This window comes from Mycobacterium sp. SMC-14 (assembly GCF_046250075.1).
Taxonomy (GTDB): Bacteria; Actinomycetota; Actinomycetes; order Mycobacteriales; family Mycobacteriaceae; genus Mycobacterium.
In genome coordinates this window covers 1,483,753-1,501,619 of the sequence record NZ_CP176429.1, presented here as the reverse complement: position 1 = coordinate 1,501,619, position 17,867 = coordinate 1,483,753, and the positions used below count along the sequence as shown (strand labels likewise).

Annotated in this window: 16 protein-coding genes and 2 tRNA genes; 10 read left to right on the top strand and 8 right to left on the bottom strand. The window is 66.0% G+C overall.

Annotated features, from left to right (window positions below; all coding sequences use genetic code 11):
* Positions 1-1,641 carry an AMP-binding protein gene (locus tag ACKY0W_RS07145; RefSeq protein WP_409436979.1) on the bottom strand — a complete coding sequence of 547 codons (1,641 nt, stop codon included), beginning with the start codon at positions 1,639-1,641 and terminating at the stop codon, positions 1-3.
* 101 nt (positions 1,642-1,742) lie between these two features.
* Here ACKY0W_RS07145 and ACKY0W_RS07140 point away from each other — a divergent pair, with 101 nt between their 5' ends.
* Both ACKY0W_RS07140 and ACKY0W_RS07135 read left to right on the top strand, forming a co-directional pair.
* Positions 1,743-2,396, top strand: a complete 654-nt coding sequence (locus ACKY0W_RS07140) for a TetR/AcrR family transcriptional regulator (protein ID WP_409436978.1) — start codon at positions 1,743-1,745, stop codon at positions 2,394-2,396.
* 66 nt (positions 2,397-2,462) lie between these two features.
* Entirely contained in the window at positions 2,463-3,230 is a 768-nt protein-coding gene (locus tag ACKY0W_RS07135) for an MmpS family transport accessory protein (protein ID WP_409436977.1), read from the top strand.
* Between the two features lie 42 nt (positions 3,231-3,272).
* Here the strand turns inward: ACKY0W_RS07135 and ACKY0W_RS07130 are convergent, their stop codons facing one another.
* Positions 3,273-4,583: an MFS transporter gene (locus ACKY0W_RS07130; protein ID WP_409436976.1), complete on the bottom strand. Its 1,311-nt coding sequence runs from the start codon at positions 4,581-4,583 to the stop codon at positions 3,273-3,275.
* A 23-nt stretch (positions 4,584-4,606) separates the two neighbouring features.
* On the opposite strand from ACKY0W_RS07130, the gene cmrA reads away from it, so the two are divergent.
* Positions 4,607-5,413, top strand: a complete 807-nt coding sequence (gene cmrA, locus ACKY0W_RS07125; protein ID WP_409436975.1) for a mycolate reductase — start codon at positions 4,607-4,609, stop codon at positions 5,411-5,413.
* Between the two features lie 8 nt (positions 5,414-5,421).
* Here the strand turns inward: cmrA and ACKY0W_RS07120 are convergent, their stop codons facing one another.
* Complete coding sequence (locus ACKY0W_RS07120) at positions 5,422-6,990, bottom strand: helicase HerA-like domain-containing protein (RefSeq protein WP_409436974.1); 1,569 nt, start codon at positions 6,988-6,990, stop codon at positions 5,422-5,424.
* Between the two features lie 75 nt (positions 6,991-7,065).
* Between ACKY0W_RS07120 and orn the strand changes: the two genes are divergently transcribed.
* Together orn and ACKY0W_RS07110 are read left to right on the top strand one after the other, a co-directional pair.
* Positions 7,066-7,722, top strand: a complete 657-nt coding sequence (gene orn, locus ACKY0W_RS07115) for an oligoribonuclease (protein ID WP_409436973.1) — start codon at positions 7,066-7,068, stop codon at positions 7,720-7,722.
* A gap of 35 nt (positions 7,723-7,757) precedes the next feature.
* Positions 7,758-7,833, top strand: a tRNA-His gene (locus ACKY0W_RS07110).
* Between the two features lie 112 nt (positions 7,834-7,945).
* Here ACKY0W_RS07110 and ACKY0W_RS07105 read toward each other — a convergent pair.
* Both ACKY0W_RS07105 and ACKY0W_RS07100 read right to left on the bottom strand, forming a co-directional pair.
* Positions 7,946-8,536: a class I SAM-dependent methyltransferase gene (locus ACKY0W_RS07105; RefSeq protein WP_409437677.1), complete on the bottom strand. Its 591-nt coding sequence runs from the start codon at positions 8,534-8,536 to the stop codon at positions 7,946-7,948.
* Positions 8,537-8,644: 108 nt separating this feature from the next.
* Entirely contained in the window at positions 8,645-10,084 is a 1,440-nt protein-coding gene (locus ACKY0W_RS07100; RefSeq protein ID WP_409436972.1) for an alkaline phosphatase family protein, read from the bottom strand.
* Between the two features lie 248 nt (positions 10,085-10,332).
* On the opposite strand from ACKY0W_RS07100, the gene ACKY0W_RS07095 reads away from it, so the two are divergent.
* Positions 10,333-11,115 carry a hypothetical protein gene (locus ACKY0W_RS07095; RefSeq protein ID WP_409436971.1) on the top strand — a complete coding sequence of 261 codons (783 nt, stop codon included), beginning with the start codon at positions 10,333-10,335 and terminating at the stop codon, positions 11,113-11,115.
* A gap of 14 nt (positions 11,116-11,129) precedes the next feature.
* On the opposite strand, the gene ACKY0W_RS07090 is transcribed toward ACKY0W_RS07095, so the two are convergent.
* Positions 11,130-12,359 carry an Ig-like domain-containing protein gene (locus ACKY0W_RS07090; protein WP_409436970.1) on the bottom strand — a complete coding sequence of 410 codons (1,230 nt, stop codon included), beginning with the start codon at positions 12,357-12,359 and terminating at the stop codon, positions 11,130-11,132.
* Positions 12,360-12,513: 154 nt separating this feature from the next.
* Here ACKY0W_RS07090 and ACKY0W_RS07085 point away from each other — a divergent pair.
* Both ACKY0W_RS07085 and ACKY0W_RS07080 read left to right on the top strand, forming a co-directional pair.
* Positions 12,514-12,586, top strand: a tRNA-Lys gene (locus ACKY0W_RS07085).
* A 459-nt stretch (positions 12,587-13,045) separates the two neighbouring features.
* Positions 13,046-14,029 carry a hypothetical protein gene (locus ACKY0W_RS07080; protein WP_409436969.1) on the top strand — a complete coding sequence of 328 codons (984 nt, stop codon included), beginning with the start codon at positions 13,046-13,048 and terminating at the stop codon, positions 14,027-14,029.
* A 74-nt stretch (positions 14,030-14,103) separates the two neighbouring features.
* Here the strand turns inward: ACKY0W_RS07080 and ACKY0W_RS07075 are convergent, their stop codons facing one another.
* Positions 14,104-16,440, bottom strand: a complete 2,337-nt coding sequence (locus ACKY0W_RS07075) for an amino acid permease (RefSeq protein WP_409436968.1) — start codon at positions 16,438-16,440, stop codon at positions 14,104-14,106.
* A 65-nt stretch (positions 16,441-16,505) separates the two neighbouring features.
* Complete coding sequence (locus tag ACKY0W_RS07070) at positions 16,506-16,733, bottom strand: DUF3618 domain-containing protein (protein WP_409436967.1); 228 nt, start codon at positions 16,731-16,733, stop codon at positions 16,506-16,508.
* 92 nt (positions 16,734-16,825) lie between these two features.
* Here ACKY0W_RS07070 and bcp point away from each other — a divergent pair, with 92 nt between their 5' ends.
* Complete coding sequence (gene bcp, locus ACKY0W_RS07065) at positions 16,826-17,299, top strand: thioredoxin-dependent thiol peroxidase (RefSeq protein ID WP_409436966.1); 474 nt, start codon at positions 16,826-16,828, stop codon at positions 17,297-17,299.
* A gap of 41 nt (positions 17,300-17,340) precedes the next feature.
* Positions 17,341-17,814 carry a VOC family protein gene (locus ACKY0W_RS07060; protein WP_409436965.1) on the top strand — a complete coding sequence of 158 codons (474 nt, stop codon included), beginning with the start codon at positions 17,341-17,343 and terminating at the stop codon, positions 17,812-17,814.
* The last annotated feature ends 53 nt before the right edge of the window (positions 17,815-17,867 follow it).

Here is a 17,867-nt window from a genome sequence, read left to right as displayed (position 1 = left end):
TCAGCCGCCGCCCAAATGCTCGATTGCCTGCTGGCGCATCTGGTCCTTGCGGACCTTCCCGGTGACCGTCATCGGGAACTCGGCCACGACCCGCACGTAGCGCGGCACCTTGAAGTGTGCGAGCCGGCCGGTGCAAAACTCCCGCAGCTGCTCGACGGTCAACGGCGGCGCCCCGTCGCGCATCATCACCACCGCCATCAGCTCCTCGCCGTAGGTTTCGTCGGGCACGCCGATGACCTGGGCGTCGCGGATGTCGGGATGGGTGTAGAGGAATTCCTCGATCTCGCGCGGGTAGATGTTCTCCCCGCCGCGGATCACCATGTCCTTGATCCGGCCGGTGATTCGGACGTAGCCGTCGCCATCCATCACGGCCAGATCGCCAGTGTGCATCCAGCCGCCCGCGTCGATGGCCGCCGCGGTCTTGTCCGGGTCATTCCAGTAACCGGTCATCACCGAGTAGCCCCGGGTGCACAGCTCGCCGACCTGCCCACGCGGCACCGTCGCACCGGTGACCGGGTCGGTCAGCTTGATCTCCAGGTGGGGGCCGACCTGCCCGACGGTCTCCACTCGCTGCTCCAGCGAGTCCTCACTGCGGGTTTGGGCCGAGACCGGGGAGGTCTCGGTCATGCCGTAGCAGATCGCGACCCCGGCCATGTGCATGTCGTCGATGACGCGTCGCATCACCTCGGCCGGGCACGGCGATCCCGCCATGATCCCGGTACGCAGGCTGGTCAGGTCATACTCGCCGAAGTCGGCCAGACCGAGTTCGGCGATGAACATGGTGGGCACCCCATAAAGGCTGGTGCACGCCTCATCCTGCACCGCTCGCAGCGTGGCCACCGGGTCGAAGCCGGGACCCGGCAAGACGATGGTCGCGCCGTGACTGGTCGCCGCCAGGCTCCCCATCACCAGACCGAAGCAGTGGTAGAGCGGCACGGGAAGGCAGATCCGGTCCGCTTCGGTGTAGCCGAGCAGCTCACCGACCAGGTAGCCGTTGTTGAGGATGTTGCGATGGCTCAACGTCGCGCCCTTGGGGTAACCCGTTGTACCCGAGGTGTATTGGATATTGATCGGGTCATGGGCACTCAGTGTCGCGGCCACCTGCGCCAGTGCGGTCGCATCGATCGACGTGCCGGCCAGCTCCTGCCACCGGGGACCGCCGATGAACACCACCTCGCGCAGGTCCAGGCATTCGGGGGCCACCTCCCCCAGCATTCCGACGTAGTCGGAGGTCTTGAAACGCGAAGCCGAGATGACCATCGCGGCCCCGGACTGCTTGAGCGCATAGGCCAATTCGTGGGAGCGGTACGCGGGATTGATGTTGACCAGAATCGCGCCGATCTGGGCGGTGGCGTACTGGGTCAACACCCATTCGGCACAGTTGGGCGCCCAAATTCCCACCCGCTCCCCCGTGCCGATACCGGCCTGCAGCAGCCCGGTTGCCAGTCGCCGTACATCGGCTAAGAACTCGGCGTAGCTCCAACGCCGACCCGACGCAATGTCAACCAACGCTTCGTGATCGGGGAAAGTGCTGGCGATCGCCGCGAGTTTGGAGCCGATCGTCGCCTCCAACAGCGCGGGCTCGGCCCCGCCGCGGGCGTAGGACAAGTCGTCCTGTGCCGCGGGTACCGCAGTTGCCATCGAGCCTCCACCGATGTCGCCCGAAGCCAGATGTGTTCCCAGGCGACGGGTGTTACGTTAGTGGCCATTAACTGAGATGTCCACGATGGAGCGGAGGTGCGATGGCTTCTTCGATTCCGAAGTCCATCTCGGCCGACTCGGCGGGCGACGACGAGCCGGCCAACCGGCGCAGCCGGTTGAAGTCCGACCGGCGTAGCCAGTTGCTCGCAGCCGCCGAACGCCTCTTCGCGCAGGGCGGCTACCCCGCAGTGCGGTTGGAGGACATCGGTGCGGCCGCAGGAGTCAGCGGTCCGGCCATTTACCGACACTTCGCAGGCAAAGAAGCACTGCTGGTCGAACTGCTGGTCGGTATCAGCACCCGGTTGCTCGCCGGGGCGCGCGCCGTCGAAGCGGGTGGACAGGGACCGCAGGAAGTGCTGGACGGCTTGGTCGACTTTCACCTTGACTTCGCCCTCGGCGAGCCGGATCTGATCCGTATCCAGGACCGTGACCTAGCACATCTTCCGGCCGCCGCCCAGCGCCAGGTGCGCAGCGCCCAGCGGCAGTATGTCGAGGTGTGGGTGAGCGTGTTGCGCACGCTGCACGCGGGTCTGGCCGAAACCGATGCACGGCTGATGGCCCATGCCGCGTTCGGCTTGCTGAACTCGACCCCGCACAGCATGAAGCCCAACGGCGCCAAGTCAGCGGGCCCGGAGCGGTCGCGAGCGGTGTTGCGGGCGATGACGATCAGCGCGCTGGGCGCGGCCGCAATTTAGGCCGGGCACGCCGACGTCCCGGCCGCCGACGCCCGCCGCAGGTACCCTGCAACCCATGAGGTGGGCATGACCGATCCGTACCGACCGGAGGGCTCTAACCAGCCGTGGCAGCGCGGTGGAACGTCTGAGCCGCCGACTTCCGGCTATCCGCCCTACGTCGACCCGGCCTACGCCGGGCAGCTCCCGACGTACCCGCCCGGCTATCCGCCACAGGCTCCGCACCCCACCGAGCAGCTGCCGCGGCAGCACTGGGAGGCGCCCCAGCCCCCGCCGGGTGGGCCGGTAGGCGGCGGCGAGGGTGGACCGCCGGAGCCCCCACGGTTCCCGAACTGGCTGTTCCTGGTCGCCGGTGCCGCGGTGCTGCTAGTGGTCGGCATGGTCATCGCCCTGGTGATCGCCAATGGCTCGCAACGCAATTCGGCCACCGTCACACCGGTGACCCCGTTGCCGACAGCCCCCAGTACGCCGGTTCCCAAGCGCGTTCCCACCACCACACCCCCGTCGCGGACGCCGGCGCCCAGCACCACACCGACCACGCCTCCGCCGACGACGTCGACCACCGCCGGGGTGCCCGAGACGATTGTCTACAGCGTGAGCGGGACCGGTCGGGCGCTCAGCATCGCCTACATCGATTCCGGCGGTATTTTGCAGACCGAGTTCAATGTGTCCCTGCCGTGGACCAAGCAGGTGACGCTGACGCCGCCGGCGACGACGGCTGCGGCGGTCACGGTGGTCAATTTCGGCGAGCAGGTCACCTGCTCGGTATCGGTGGACGGCGCCCAGGTCCGTCAGCGCACCGGTTCTATTCTCACGGTGTGCGCGGCAGCTGGCTAAGGCGATCGCAAGCGCGGCGAAGTCGGGCGAAGCGGGTCGCCGTCAAACCCTGCGGACCCGCACCGGCAGCAGCGCCAGCAGACCGAGCAGCAGGACGGTGCACAGCCCGCCCATGCCCGCCCGGTCGGTGCCGAAGGCGTCGACGAAGACCGAGAACAGCCATGGCGCCAGGAACGACACCGCCCGACCGGTCATCGTGTAGAGGCCGAACGCCACCCCTTCGAACCCCTCCCGGCCTTCTTGGGCCATCCGCAGCAGCAAGGTGCGCGCCGAGGATTGGGTCGGCCCGATAAACAGACACAGCACCAGCCCGCAGGCCCAGAACGCCCCCGGCCCCGACAGCGTCATCAGCGTGGTGCCGGCAGCGATCATCACGACCAGGGAGCCCACGATGACGGTCTTGGACCCGATCCGGTCGTCGAGCAGGCCACCGGCGATCGCCCCGAGTGCGGCCACCACACTGGCGGCCACCCCGAAGATCAGCACGTCGCCGGCTGAGATGCCGTAGACGTTGACGCCGAGCACCGCGCCGAACGCGAACACCCCGGCCAGTCCGTCGCGGAAGATCGCGCTGGCCACCAGATAGAAGACCAAGTTGCGGTCGCGGTGCCATTCGGCGGTGATGTCGCGCCACAGCCGGCGGTAACCGCCGAAGAAGCCCAGCCGCGGCGCAGGCGGCTCACCCTCGCCGGCCAACCGGTGCGCGGTGAGCAGCAACGGCAACGCGAACACCGTCAGCCAGGCCGCCGCCATCAGCATCGCCACCCGAACGTTGTGGCCGCCTTCGGTGGACAAGCCGAGCAGGCCGCGCGTCGGACCGCTGCCGGCGATGCAGCCCACGTAGACCAGCAGCAGCAACACCACGCTGCCGGCATAGCCGGCCGCCCAGCCGAAGCCGGAGATCCGGCCGGAGTTCTGCGGGGTCGACAGCTGCCGCAGCATGGCGTTGTAGGGCACGCTGGCCAGGTCACCGCACGCGGCGGTGAGCGCCAGCAGCAGCAGGCCCGGAGCCAGATAGGCCGGCTCGTCACGGATCAGGCTCATCGAGGCCGTCAACACCGCCGCGGTACCGGTGAGCACCGCCAGCGTCACGCGACGACGGTGCGGGGCGGCCACCCAGACCCCGATCACCGGCGCCACCGCGGCCACGGTCAGCCCTGAGAGGGCCAGGGTGCGGCCCAGCCAGCTCGCCGGGGACACCTCTCCGGGTAGCTCACGACCGACACTGCTGGTCAGATACACCGAGTAGACGAACGTCACCACGATGGCGCTGACGCCGGCCGCACCGGTGTCCCACAGGGCCCACGCCACGATCCGGGATCGCCCCGGCTTGTCCGCCCCAGGCTCACCCATGACTGGCACTCTACGATTGCCCCATGCCGATTCCTGCTCCCAGCCCAGATGCCCGCGCCGTCGTCACCGGAGCGTCCCAGGGGATCGGTGAGGCGTTGGCCACCGAGCTGGCCGCCCGCGGCCACGCCCTGATCATCACCGCGCGCCGCGAAGACGTGCTCAACGACGTGGCGGCGCGGTTGCGGGACACGTACCGGGTCGCGGTGGAGGTCCGGGCGGTCGACCTGGCCGACCCGCCGGCGCGTGACGCGTTCTGCGCTGAGTTGGCCGAGCGGGACATCTCGGTGCTGTGCGCCAATGCCGGAACCGCGACGTTCGGGCCGATCTCCGGCCTGGACCCGGCAGCGGAGAAGGCTCAGGTGCAGCTGAACGCGGTGGCGGTGCACGACCTGGTCCTGGCGGTGCTACCCGGCATGCTCGAGCGCCACGCCGGCGGCATCTTGATCTCCGGTTCGGCGGCGGGCAACTCACCGATCCCCAACAACGCCACCTACGCCGCGACCAAGGCGTTTGCCAACACGTTCAGCGAGTCACTGCGCGGCGAGCTGCGGGGGTCCGGGGTGCACGTGACCTTGTTGGCGCCCGGGCCGGTGCGCGCCGAGATGCCTGATGCCACCGAGGCCTCGTTGGTCGACCGGCTGATCCCCGACTTCTTGTGGATCTCCACCCAGCACACCGCGAAGCTGTCGCTGGATGCGCTGGCGCGCAACAAGATGCGCGTGGTGCCCGGGATCACCTCCAAGGCCATGTCGATGGCCAGCGGCTACGCGCCACGCGCCATCGTCACGCCGATCGTGGGGGCGGTATACAAAAAGCTCGGCGGGGACTAACGCTCCAGTTACCGCCGACGCCGGCCGGTGCCCATCATGCCCCGGGTGATCTCGCGGCCCATCGCTGTGCCCGCCGAACGGGCAAAGCTCTTGGCCGCCGGGCTGGCGAAGATGCCCTTGATCCAGCGTCCCAGTCGCGTCCACCAGTGCAGCTTCGGCGCCGGCGGCAGCTCGTCGTAGCCCCGGGCGTCCGACGGCGGCGCACTGCCCTCCCCCGATGTGAGCTTGCCGGACAAGATCTCATAGGCCGACTCGCGATCCACCGTCTCGCTGTAGACGGCGTGCAGCGGGCTTGCGGTGGCTGCGGCGGTGATCGCCGCGTCACCGACGGAGGCCATCAGCGATCGCGGTGCCCGCAGCCGCGTCCAGGCGACCGGGGTGGGGGCGCCCTTCTCCGACAGGACGGTGACGATCGCCTCGCCGATCCCCAGCGACGTCAGCGCCGACTCCAGGTCATAGACCTTCGTTTTCGGGTAGGTCCGCACCGTTTTGCTCAGCGCCGCCTGGTCATCGGGGGTGAACGCGCGCAGCGCATGCTGGATCCGGGCGCCCAGCTGCGACAGCACGCTGTTGGGCACATCGGTGGGCAACTGGGTGCAGAAGAACACCCCGACGCCCTTGGAGCGGATCAGCTTCACGGTCTGCTCGACCTGCTGCAAGAACGCCTTCGACGCGTCGGTGAACAGCAGATGCGCCTCGTCGAAGAAGAACACCAGCTTGGGCTTGTCGACGTCGCCGACCTCGGGAAGCAGCGTGAACAGGTCGGCGAGCACCCACATCAAGAAGGTGGAGAACAACACCGGGCGGGCGGCTTGATCGCCCAGTTCCAGCAGCGAGATGATGCCGCGGCCCTGACTGTCGGTGCGCAGCAGGTCCTCCGGTTTGAGCTCCGGCTCACCGAAGAAGGTGTCGCCGCCTTCGGCCTCCAGGTTGACCAGGGCACGCAGGATCACCCCGGCGGTCTGAGCCGATACCCCGCCGAGGTTCTTCAGTTGAGGTTTGCCGGCGTCGCTGGTCAAAAACGTGATGACCGAACGCAAATCCTTCAGGTCCAGCAGCAGGTAGCCATTCTGGTCCGCCCAGTGAAAGATCAGCCCGAGGGTCGATTCCTGGGTGGCATTGAGCCCCAACACCTTCGACAACAGAATGGGTCCGAAGCTGGAAATGGTGGCGCGCACCGGGATTCCCAGACCGCCGGTGCCCAGCGACAGGAACTCCACCGGGAACGCCGTCGGAGTCCAGTCGTCCCCGGTCTCGGTGGCGCGCTGGGTGATCTTGTCGCCGGCCTCCCCCGCCCGCGAGAGCCCGGACAGGTCGCCCTTGACGTCGGCCATCAGCACCGGGACGCCGGCGGCCGACAGCTGCTCGGCGATCACCTGCAAGGTCTTGGTCTTGCCGGTGCCGGTGGCGCCGGCCACCAGACCGTGACGGTTGATGGTGGCCAGCGGAATGCGGACCTGCGCGGAGGCGTCTGCGGTGTCGTCGATGACCACCGTGCCCAATTCGAGGGCCTGGCCGTCGGCGACGTAGCCCGCCGCGATCTGCTGCGCGGCGTTCGCCGCCGACTCGGGACTCACAGGTCACGACATTACTTGGCCGGTCTGTACCGCTGTGCGGCTATGGCGGGGGCGAACGGCTAACGTTGGCTCACTGTGAGTGCTGCACGAGACGAACTCGTCTGGATCGACTGTGAGATGACCGGCCTGGATCTGGGGTCGGACAAGCTCATCGAGATTGCCGCCCTGGTCACCGACGGCGAGCTGAACATCCTGGGCGACGGTATTGACGTGGTGATCCACGCCGACGACGCGGACCTGGACGCGATGAGCCCCGTGGTGACCGCGATGCACACCCGATCGGGCCTGATCGACGAGGTCAGGGCGTCGACGGTCGATCTGGCCACCGCCGAGGCGATGGTGCTCGACTACATCCGCACCCACGTCAAGCAGGCCAAGACGGCGCCGCTCGCGGGCAACTCGATCGGCACCGACCGCGGTTTCCTGGCCCGCGACATGACCGCCCTCAACGACTACCTGCACTACCGGATGATCGACGTCAGCTCGATCAAGGAGTTGTGCCGTCGGTGGTATCCGCGGATCTACTTCGGCCAGCCCGAAAAGGGCCTGGCGCACCGCGCACTGGCCGACATCCAGGAGTCCATCCGGGAATTGAAGTACTACCGCCGCACCGCGTTCGTCGCCCCGCCCGGGCCGTCTACCAGCGACATTGCCGCGATCGCCGGGGAACTGGGGCCGCCGGTGGACGCGCCCGACGATATCGATTCGGTCGCTGAGCGCCCAAGCGGTTAGTATCGACGACGCTGCTTGCTAGTCGGGCAGCAATGGTGGCTGTAGTTCAGTTGGTAGAGCACCAGGTTGTGATCCTGGGTGTCGCGGGTTCGAGTCCCGTCAGCCACCCCAGCAAGTCAGGCCCCCTTTCGAGGGGGCCTGACTCGTTTCTAGGGTTCTAGCCCGACCTTGTGGCACCCGTGTAGTGGGGCGCAACAGCCCCAGTCTGGCGTCACCGCGCAGCCTATGCGCCCCCACCCCGGATGAACTCCACGATGTCACGCCACCGGCTTCCCGTCGCGGACTTGAGCACAAAGCCCCTGGGTTCGAAAAGACCGCGTAGTTCTGCGACGCCGAGTCGATCGGGGTCAAGGAATATCTCCTGGAAGACCAGCCTCCCACCCGGCTTGATCACATTCTGCAAGGACACCGCACATGCGGCTTTGTCCGGAACCTCGCCGAGCACGCTGGCCAGAAATGCAAGATCAAAAGTGCTGTCGGGGAAAGGAAGCCCGTCACTGGCGTCGCCCGAGTGAAATTGCACATTCCGGTAGCCGGCAGCTTCGACTTTTTGCTTCACCTTCTCCAGCATCTGCGGTTGGACATCGAAAAGATCGAGGTGGCCGGTCGTCAGCCGGCGGGCGATCTCGATACTGAAGATCCCCGGACCAGGTCCGATCTCCAGCACTCGTTCACCTCCGCGAAGCGCTAGCTGCCCGACTACGCCACCAGGATTGACAAGGCGTCGGTGAATCGGATTGTCCAGCAGGAAGGCGGCCTGGTGCGGAAAGGGGAAGTCACCGACCCGGCGCACCTGGCGTATCACTGTGTCCATCCACGTTATAGGCATGAAGTTAGGCTACCCTAACTTGATGTCCTACGCCCGCCGTTCCGTTGGGGACACCCGTGGCCAGGGATCAAGCCCTGACCCCGCCCGGACCTGTCAGGCGTCCAGCAGCCAGGGCAGTTCGAATCCCCCTACCGAATGGTCAGGCGCGAACAGGTTGCCGTCGCCGGTAAGGAGCCCCCACGGGTCCGAGAACTCCGAGGCGCCAGGCAGCGGCAGCGGCGGGTCGGTCGGCGCGATGTACCCCGATCCGGTCAGGAACGCAACGCCTCGAGCCAGCGCCACGCTCGTGTCGACCACCAGACCGCCAACGAAATCGTTGATCTGCTGGGCGAATTGGGCCAGTCCACTGATCAGGAAGATGTCTTGATCGACGATCGACTGCAGAAGCTTGTCGATCTCGGTGACAACGAGGTTGAGCCCGTACGGGATGGAGGTGACCACGGTGCGGATGGCCAGTTCGATGTCGTTGCCGATATTGGGGTAGCCGTAATTCGCGAGCGCGGCGAGCAGCGCCTGCTTGAGGTCCGCGGGCGTGACGATGCTGTTCAGGATGGAGGGGTCGTCGGCCATCGAGACACCGTCGAAGTTCGACCGCAGTGGGACGCCGAAGAGCGACAAGATCGTGGGCGTGATGTCCACGGTGGAGTAGTTCAGGTTTTGGCTGCCATCGGTCGCGTGATCGCCGGCTTGATCGAAGATGACGAACGACGATGTCTCGTTGGGCGACTGGAAGCCGTGCCCCAAGATGTCGTGCGACTGCTGATGGCCGTGGTCGGTGGTGATGATGATCGACCAGTCGTCCCCGGTGAGCGCCTTGACCTGCGCCACCGCAGCCAGGATCTGCTGGATGTTGGCGCCCACATTCACGACAGCTTGGGCGTATTCGGCCGACCCGCCACCGAACGCATGCCCGGCCTCGTCGACCTGCACTTGGTAGGAGAACAGGAAGTTGGAGATGTCGTCCGGGTTGTCCGCGGTCGCCAGGATCTGGGCGATGGTCTGCGCGGTGACCAGCGCGTCGGCGTCGGCCCAGTTGGTCTCGAAGGGTACGAAGATGTTGCTGTCGACCGGATAGCCGCCCGCGGCAGCGATGTCGTTGATGTAGTCCCAGTCGGCGATCACCGAGGTGTTGATCTCCGGCTTGTAGTACTCGAGAAGGTTGAACACCGTCGGCCACTGGTTGTACGGGTCGGGGCTGAACAGGTTGTTGGTCACCCCGTGCTTGTCGTCCCACACGCCGGTCAAGATTGTCGACCACGACGGGCCGGAGAAGGTGGTGTGGTTAACCAGGCTCGCAGTTCCGGTAATGCCTTGGTCCATCGCGGTTTTGAAGCCGCTGTCTGAGTTGTAGGCGTACTCCAGGATCTTGTCCAAGTTGGTGCCGTCGGTGCCGATCAGCAGCACGTGTTCGGCGGCAAGCATCCAGTCGGCGGTCAGGGCGGACAGCCCCGTCTGCGTCCCTACCACCGCTCCCGTTCCGGCCACCAGGCCGGCGACGGTCGCTCCACACAGAAACCGCTTGACCTTTGTCACTATTGGATTCCCTCGTCGAAGTTGACCGCCGGCGAAGACTAGCAATTACACAGGAAGCGCTCAGGCGTTTCGATGAATTCACTCCCGTGACCTGCATCGTTACCGGAAACAGCGCCATCGTTGGCCTCGTTCCCTACCGGCACACAGACACTCGCCACAGACCGGCGTTCCGCGTGCCGGGTTGATGTCGAGGTAACGTTTTGGTTACGGTTCCCTGCGTGCTCACGCAAGGACTAGTAGATCTGCGCATGAAATCCTCGGTTCTGGCCGCGACGACTCTGTTGCCGGCCGCTGTGTTCTTGGCTGGCGGCGTCGGTGCCGAGCCGGGAAACAACGACGAACCGCCACCTCCCGCCGCCGCCGATGCGCCGCCTCCCCCCGAGGACGCGCCCCCGCCGCCACCGGAGGACGCACCTCCCCCACCGCCTGAAGACGGGCCACCCCCGCCGCCGGAGGACGTTCCTCCGCCGCCGGAAGACCTGCCGCCTCCGCCTCCAGACGACGCGCCACCCCCACCGCCCGAAGATGGACCGCCTCCGCCGCCGGAGGACATTCCGCCGCCTCCGCAGGACTGGGGACCACCCGCACCCGATCTGGTGACCAACTGGTCCATGCCGGCACCGCACGCGCTGCCGCCGGGGATCGTCAACGAGCACGGCATGCAGGTCAAGACGATTCTCGTTGCGCGCAGCATCAGCGAAGCGTTTCCGCAGATTCACAACATGATCGGGGTACGTCCCGACGGCCAGCGCTGGCATCCCTCCGGCCTGGCCATCGACGTGATGATCCCCAACCCCGGCAGTCCGGAGGGCATCGCGTTGGGAGATCAGATCGTCGACTACGTCCGGCAGAACGCCGGTCGGTTCGCCATGCAGGACGCGATCTGGCGCGGCACCTACTACACGCCGGGCGGGCCCAGTGGTCGCGGCAACGGCCACTACGACCACGTGCACATCACCACGTTCGGCGGGGGTTACCCCAATGGCAACGAGGAATACCTGCGCGAGGAAGGCGGACCGCCCCCGGCCTGACGGCGGCTAGCGCGTCAGCGCACCGGGTCGTTGGCGTTGCCGGCCTGCCATTGGGACCACGGCACATTCCAGTCGCCGAGGCCCTCGTTGCCGGGCAGCAGCGAGCCGATGGTGTTGTTGATCTGCACCACGTCGCCGCGTTTGACGTGGTCGTAGAACCACAGCGCGTTGCTGGGGCTGACGTTTATGCAGCCGTGGCTGGTGTTGGCGTAGCCCTGGGCCCCGACCGACCACGGTGCCGAGTGCACGAAGATGCCGCTGTAGGAGATCTGGGTGGCCCAGTCGACGTCGGTGCGATACCCGTTGGGCGAGTTGACCGGCACGCCGTAGGTCGACGAGTCCATGACGATGTGCGCGAAACGCTCACCGACGATGTAGGTGCCGTTATTGGTCGGGGTGCTTTCCTTGCCCATCGACACGGGCATGGTCTTGGCCACTTCGCCGTTGATGCGCACCACCATCGACTTGGTGTCGTCGTCGACGGTGGCGATCACCTCGTCGCCGATGACGAAGTGACTGGCCGCATTGTCCTGCCCGTACACCCCGTTGCCCAGGTCCACCCCGTAGGTGTTGACCTGCACGTCCACATTGGTTCCGGGCTTCCAGAAGGCCTGCGGCCGCCACCGCACCTCGCGATTGTTCAGCCAGTAGAAGGCGCCCGCCACCGGAGGCTCGGTGGTGATGGTGATCGCTTTCTCGGCCGCCTCGCGGTCAACGATGTTCTCGTCGAACCGAATCGCCACCGGCTGGCCGACTCCGACGACCTCGCCGTCGCGCGGCATCACGTAAGGCATGGTCAGGTTCTGCGGCGAGTGCGTCTGAAATGTCATCTGCCGGCTGGTCACACCACCGAGGCCCAGCGCCTTCGCGTTGACCGTGTACCGCTTGTTGTAGCCCAGCTGCTCGGATGTGGCCCACGTCAGCCCGTCGGCACTGAGCTTGCCGTCCACGACGGCGCCGTACTCGTTGACCATGGTGACCGAATCGAGCACGCCGTCCTCGGCGCTCACCGTCACCGGGGCGTCCACCGCCACGCCGACGGCCTTGTCGGTGACCGACGCGCTGACCTTGGGAACGAGCAGGTCGGCGAAGGGGGTGCCCTTGTCGGTGATGATCTTGGCCGCTTCGGCGTCGGCATTGCTGCCGCACGCACTCACGCTCGCCACCGCGGCGGCAACCACCAGCAATGCCGCTGCCCGGGACCCGAACCCCCGGCAGCGTTGTGCCAAACCAACGTGCCTCATGCTTTTCCCACCTGACCGTGCTGATGCTGCTCGCAGGCAGTCTAGTGGGTAATCGGCACTGCCGCTGTGCCGTCCGAAAGAGCGCTCTGACGTCGCGATTTCGTCTCCCGGCGCGGTGCCTGTTATTGTCTCTTTCGCGGTTCTTGACCGCCCAGCGCCGTTAGCTCAGTTGGTAGAGCAGCTGACTCTTAATCAGCGGGTCCGGGGTTCGAAACCCTGACGGCGCACTTCGCTCAGAGGATATTTTCATCGTCGTTTGCCTATGCGGCATCGCTTCGCGCTATCAAATCGCCCCCGCATCGCCGTACCCGGCGATTGCCCACCCTCGCGTCATCCTCAGGTGCTCCTTAGCCACAACTGACGGCGAGTGCGCTCGCCAGCCATCTCCATTCATATCGCGCCGGGTCACCAGCCGTGGCCCCATACGGGCACGGAATTCGTTCTCCGAGCGCCTACTTGACTCTCGCGTCCGCGAAGATCGCCGCCCCGCAACATTTGCCAGGCCGTCGCTTGCACGTCACGTACCACAGTCCGCACCTGTGACGTTACCTAATGTTCATCTAGGCTTTTCACATTTAGCTCCATAGGTTAGGTTTGCCTATGATAACGTTCGCTCCTCAACTCGCAGGATTCTGTTCCCAAACCCTAGGGTTCAGTACAGCAGGTAGGTATAAGGAGCCACGACCGTGAACTTCGTCTTACAGCCCGATACGACCAGGCTCGGCAACGGCCGACCAACCCGGCTAGCGGCCGCCGGGATCGCGTTGGCGGGAGCGGGCCTTATCGCCGTCAACCCGGTTGCGCCCATGCTGCAGGACACCATTCGGCAACAGGCTGTGCAGTTGACCGGCTGGGAATCGCTGTTCGAGCGGACCAGCGAGAACCTGGCCGCGCTGATGGAGAACTCCAACGTCAACACTCTGCTGGGCCAGTACAGCAGCAACTGGAGCGACTACGCCCAGCTGATCATCGGCATGGAAGACGTCCCGCTGGACGCGCGGGAGGGCATGTCACCTCGCTTCATCACCTCGGGCTTCGCCGGCATCAACGAGGCGCTCGACAAGATGATCGACGGCGACGAGTCCAACCCCGTCCGGTACCCGGGGCTCGAGGTGCTGATGGAACGGATCTCCGACTATATGTCGCAGGGAGACCCCTTCAACGCATTCAACGAGTTCAACATCTGGTACCTCTACGGTATTGAGGAGATGGGCAAGTCCCTGGGCCCGGTGCTGTCCATTCCCGCCCGCGAGATGATGAACCAGTCGAGCCTGCTGAACGAATTCATCGGTCCCCTCGATGGTTGGGCCTTCATCAAGCAGGTCAGCGATGCAATGATGTCGCCGATGATTGGTGCCGTTTACCAACTGACCCAGAACATCACCGCTGCAGCCGGCGGCGACTTAGGGGCGCTGTTCAACCTGCCCGCTGACGTGCTGAACACCGTGCTCAACGGGTACATCGTGCCCGAGACCGAGGACGTCTTCACGGGCATACTCACCGAAGATGGCATCTTCGACCTGCTGCTGAACCAGTGGCCGGCCCGCGCAGCCGAGGCCCTCACTGTGGGCACCGCGGACCTGCCGGTCAACGCCGTGGAGGTGCCGGACCTCGGTGCGGCCGGAACTGACCTGTTGGACGGCGGTTTGTGGGACGCCTTGGGCTTCTAGACCTATCGATTCCTGAATATGTAGAACGCAACGGCGGCCGGGAGGGACCCTCAGTCCCTCCCGGCCGTTTCGTCTTATTGCGACGGCGCCGACTCCTCCGTCTCTTTGACGATCCGGTAGCTGGGGTCGGTCATGTACACCGGCCCGGTGCCGTTGCGTCGAGCCTTGCCTGTGAGCGCTACCACGTCACCCGGGCCGATGTCGGTGCCCCGTCCCGCATGAAAAGTCGCGCGCAGCTCTCCGGTTCCGTCGCCGACCACCGCGACGCGGACCGGCTTGCCGCGACTGATGCTGTCATCGACCTCGTTGACCCGGCCCTCGATGGTGGACAGGTGACCGACGATGAGGGCGTCCACCGCGATGGCGTCCGGTGGCGGCGCGGGATGCTCGTAGCGGTCCACGTCCTGCTGGTCGTGGCGCGCCACCCACTGCTGGATCTTCCCCACCTCGCGCAGAAGGCGCTGTTCGAACAGATCCGGAAACGCCTGCCGCACACGCGACTGCACGTCGTAGGGCACGATCGTTGCCGCCGCGTCGGGGACCTGGCTCACGGCCTTGGCGATCTTGTCGGCGGTGCGATCGTGCAGCAGCCGACCCAGCAGCGGCGCGTACGTGCGTCGGGGCAACAACACGGTCACGTGGCAGTCCGGATATTGGGCCCGCGCGGTGTCGACCAGTTGCTGGGCGGTGCGCGTCAGCCGGCGGTCCGGGCAGTCGACCACCCGCAGCGGTGTATCGAGTCCGTAGTACTCCCAGCGCTGCTGCAGCAGCGCGGCGTGCACGGCGTCGACCACCAGGTGCACCGCGACGAGGTCGTCGGCGTAGAGCCCTCTGCCGTAGCGCAGGGCTTCGAGCACCGCTAGATCCAGCGAATGCACGAACACCATTACGCGGTGACGGGCGTATTTGACGACGTCGGGCCGGTCGGTGCGGAATCGCTCCAGGATCGCGGCCTCGGCCCGGTATTCCCGGTTGAGCCGGATCAGCACCACCACCAGCAGCGGGAACACAACCACCACCAGCCAGGCTCCCTCGGTGAACTTCGCCACCGCGAAGATCCCCACCACCACGGTGGACAGCAACCCTGCCGAGAAATTGATGACGAGCTTGTAGCGCCAACCCGATTCCCGATGCGTCACATGATGTTTGGCCATCCCGTAGCCGGCCATCGCAAATCCGGTGAACACCCCGATCGCGTAGAACGGCACCAGCGCGTTGACCGAACCGCCGGTGACCACCAGCAGTGTCACCGCCAAGACAGTGAGCACGATGATCCCGTTGGAAAAGACCAGCCGGTGCCCGCGCTTGGTCAACTGGCGGGGCAGGAATCGGTCTTCGGCGACGAAGCTGGCCAGCATCGGAAACCCGTTGAAGCTGGTGTTCGCTCCGGTGAACAGGATTAATGCTGTCGCCGTCTGCACCAGCACGTAAAAGACCTGGCCCACCCAGCCACCGCCGAACACCGCCCGGGCCACCTCGGACAGCACCGAGGGATACCCGACCGCGTACGGCGGGGTGTGGGTGCGGTAGGCCAGGTAGGTGACCCCGGCCAGCAGGAAACCCAGAATGCACGCCATCGTGGTGAGCACTCGTCGGGCGTTCACACCCTGCGGTTTTTGGAAGACGCTGACGGTGTTGGAGATCGCTTCCACACCGGTCAGTGACGACCCGCCGTTGGCGAAGGCACGCAGCACCACCAGGACGGTCGCCCCCATGATCAGCCCGTTGCCCTGGTGCACCGGCACCGCTCCGGGAAGGTGCTCTGCGTCGTAAACCGGTAAGCCCCAGAAGATCTCGCGCGCCACACCGGTGACGATCATCAGCCCGAGCATGGCTATAAAGAAATACGTCGGTATCGCGAACGTGCGGCCGGCTTCGCGCACACCGCGCAGGTTCGCGTAGCACATCACGATCACCACGGCGACGGTGATCTCCAGGCTGTAGGGGCCTAGTGGGCGGATCGCCGAGACGACGGCGACGGTGCCGGCCGCGGATTGCACCGCGACAGTCACCACATAATCGATCAGCAGCGCCGCGGCGGCGACCTGCGCCACCCGGGGCCCGAAGTTCTCCCGCGAGACGATGTAGGAACCGCCGGCCCGGGTGTAGGTCATCACCACCTGGCGATACGACGCGGTGACCAACACCAGGATCAGCAGCACCACGCCGGTGATGGGCAGCAGCAGCGCGAAGGCGGCCAGGCCCGCGAACGGCAGCAACTCGATCAGGATCTCCTCGACGCCATAGGCGTTTGAGGAGATCGCGTCGGGTGAAAGTACTCCTAGTGCAACCGGATTCGACAGCCGCTCGGAACGCAGCGCACCGGTGACCAGCGGCCGTCCCAGTACCAGCCGCTTGAGCGTGTAGCCGATCGGGTCAGGCCGCGGCGCCGGGGGCTGTTGGGCGCGCACCGCAACATCTTCGTCCCGGCAGCCTCACGCCACCAGACCCAATTTTCGCGTCGGCGCGCGGGGACCTAACGGTTGCGGATTCGGCGAATCGTCAGGATGAGGATCAGTCCACCGACACCGGCCAGCGACGCTATCACCGCAGGTTGGGTGACGATCTCGACCGCCCGGGCCTTGGCGCGGTCGGCCAGCCGACGGGGGTTGGCCCGGTCCGCGAGAATATCGACCGTCGACGCCAGCTGCTCGCGGGCCTGATCGATGTCCTTCTTGATCGTGTCGGGATCGCGTTCCGCCACTGTCGTCCTCCCTGTCCGATGCTGCCCCTGTCGAACTACCCTAGAGCAGCCGGGGTTCGTCTCATGCCCCGGCGAGCAGAAAGGGGCAGTTGTTGACCGACACCGCACGCCTGGCGCCCGGCGATGAAGCGCCCGCGTTCAGTCTTCCCGACGCCGACGGCAACACCGTGTCACTGGCCGACTACCGGGGACGACGGGTCGTCGTCTACTTCTACCCGGCCGCCTCGACGCCGGGCTGCACCAAGCAGGCCTGCGACTTCCGGGACAACCTGCGAGAGTTCAACGACGCCGGCCTCGACGTCGTCGGCATCTCCCCCGACAAGCCCGCCAAACTGGCCAAATTCCGCGACACCGAGGAATTGACCTTCCCGCTGCTGTCCGACCCGGACCGGTCGGTGTTGGCGGCCTGGGGCGCCTACGGCGAGAAGAAGATGTACGGCAAGACCGTGCAGGGCGTCATTCGCTCGACGTTCGTCGTCGACGAGCAGGGCAAGATCGCCGAGGCCCAGTACAACGTGCGGGCCACCGGGCACGTCGCGAAACTGCGGCGCGATCTGTCGGTCTGACCCCTGAGGTCGCTCTTCCGCCGACCGAGAAGGAGCAGCGCATGCCGGTCATCCGGACGAGTTTGTGGTTCGACACCCAGGCGCTGGAAGCTGCCGAGTACTACGTGTCGATATTTCCCAATTCGAAGGTCACCGATACCTCCTACTGGGGCGCGGAGAACCCCGAGCGCGACGGCAGCCCACTGGAGGTGTTGTTCGAGCTCGACGGGCGGCCGTTCTCCGCGATCAACGGCGGACCGAACTTCACGTTGGACGAGGCCATCTCGATCCAGGTCTACTGCGCCGACCAGGCCGAGGTCGACCACTACTGGGAAGCGTTGAGCGCTGGCGGCAAGGAAGTCCAGTGCGGCTGGCTCACCGACCGCTACGGATTGTCCTGGCAGATCATCCCGCAACGGCTGTCGGAGTTGATGACCGATCCAGACCCAGAGCGGGTGCTGCGGGCCAAGCAAGCCATGTACACGATGGTCAAGCTCGACATCGCCGCGCTGGAAGCGGCAGCCGAAGGGCGTTGACCACGACTCACAATCAGACCTTGTGACCTGACAAGAACAACCCCTCTAGCCAC

Coding starts and splice junctions, on each gene's coding strand:
- ACKY0W_RS07060 (WP_409436965.1), top strand. CDS start 17,341: ATGCCGGTCATCCGGACGAGTTTGTGGTTCGACACCCAGGCGCTGGAA.
- cmrA (WP_409436975.1), top strand. CDS start 4,607: ATGCCGATTCCTGCTCCCAGCCCAGATGCCCGCGCCGTCGTCACCGGA.
- ACKY0W_RS07145 (WP_409436979.1), bottom strand. CDS start 1,641: ATGGCAACTGCGGTACCCGCGGCACAGGACGACTTGTCCTACGCCCGC.
- ACKY0W_RS07095 (WP_409436971.1), top strand. CDS start 10,333: ATGAAATCCTCGGTTCTGGCCGCGACGACTCTGTTGCCGGCCGCTGTG.
- ACKY0W_RS07090 (WP_409436970.1), bottom strand. CDS start 12,359: ATGAGGCACGTTGGTTTGGCACAACGCTGCCGGGGGTTCGGGTCCCGG.
- ACKY0W_RS07140 (WP_409436978.1), top strand. CDS start 1,743: ATGGCTTCTTCGATTCCGAAGTCCATCTCGGCCGACTCGGCGGGCGAC.
- ACKY0W_RS07135 (WP_409436977.1), top strand. CDS start 2,463: ATGACCGATCCGTACCGACCGGAGGGCTCTAACCAGCCGTGGCAGCGC.
- ACKY0W_RS07105 (WP_409437677.1), bottom strand. CDS start 8,536: ATGGACACAGTGATACGCCAGGTGCGCCGGGTCGGTGACTTCCCCTTT.
- ACKY0W_RS07130 (WP_409436976.1), bottom strand. CDS start 4,583: ATGGGTGAGCCTGGGGCGGACAAGCCGGGGCGATCCCGGATCGTGGCG.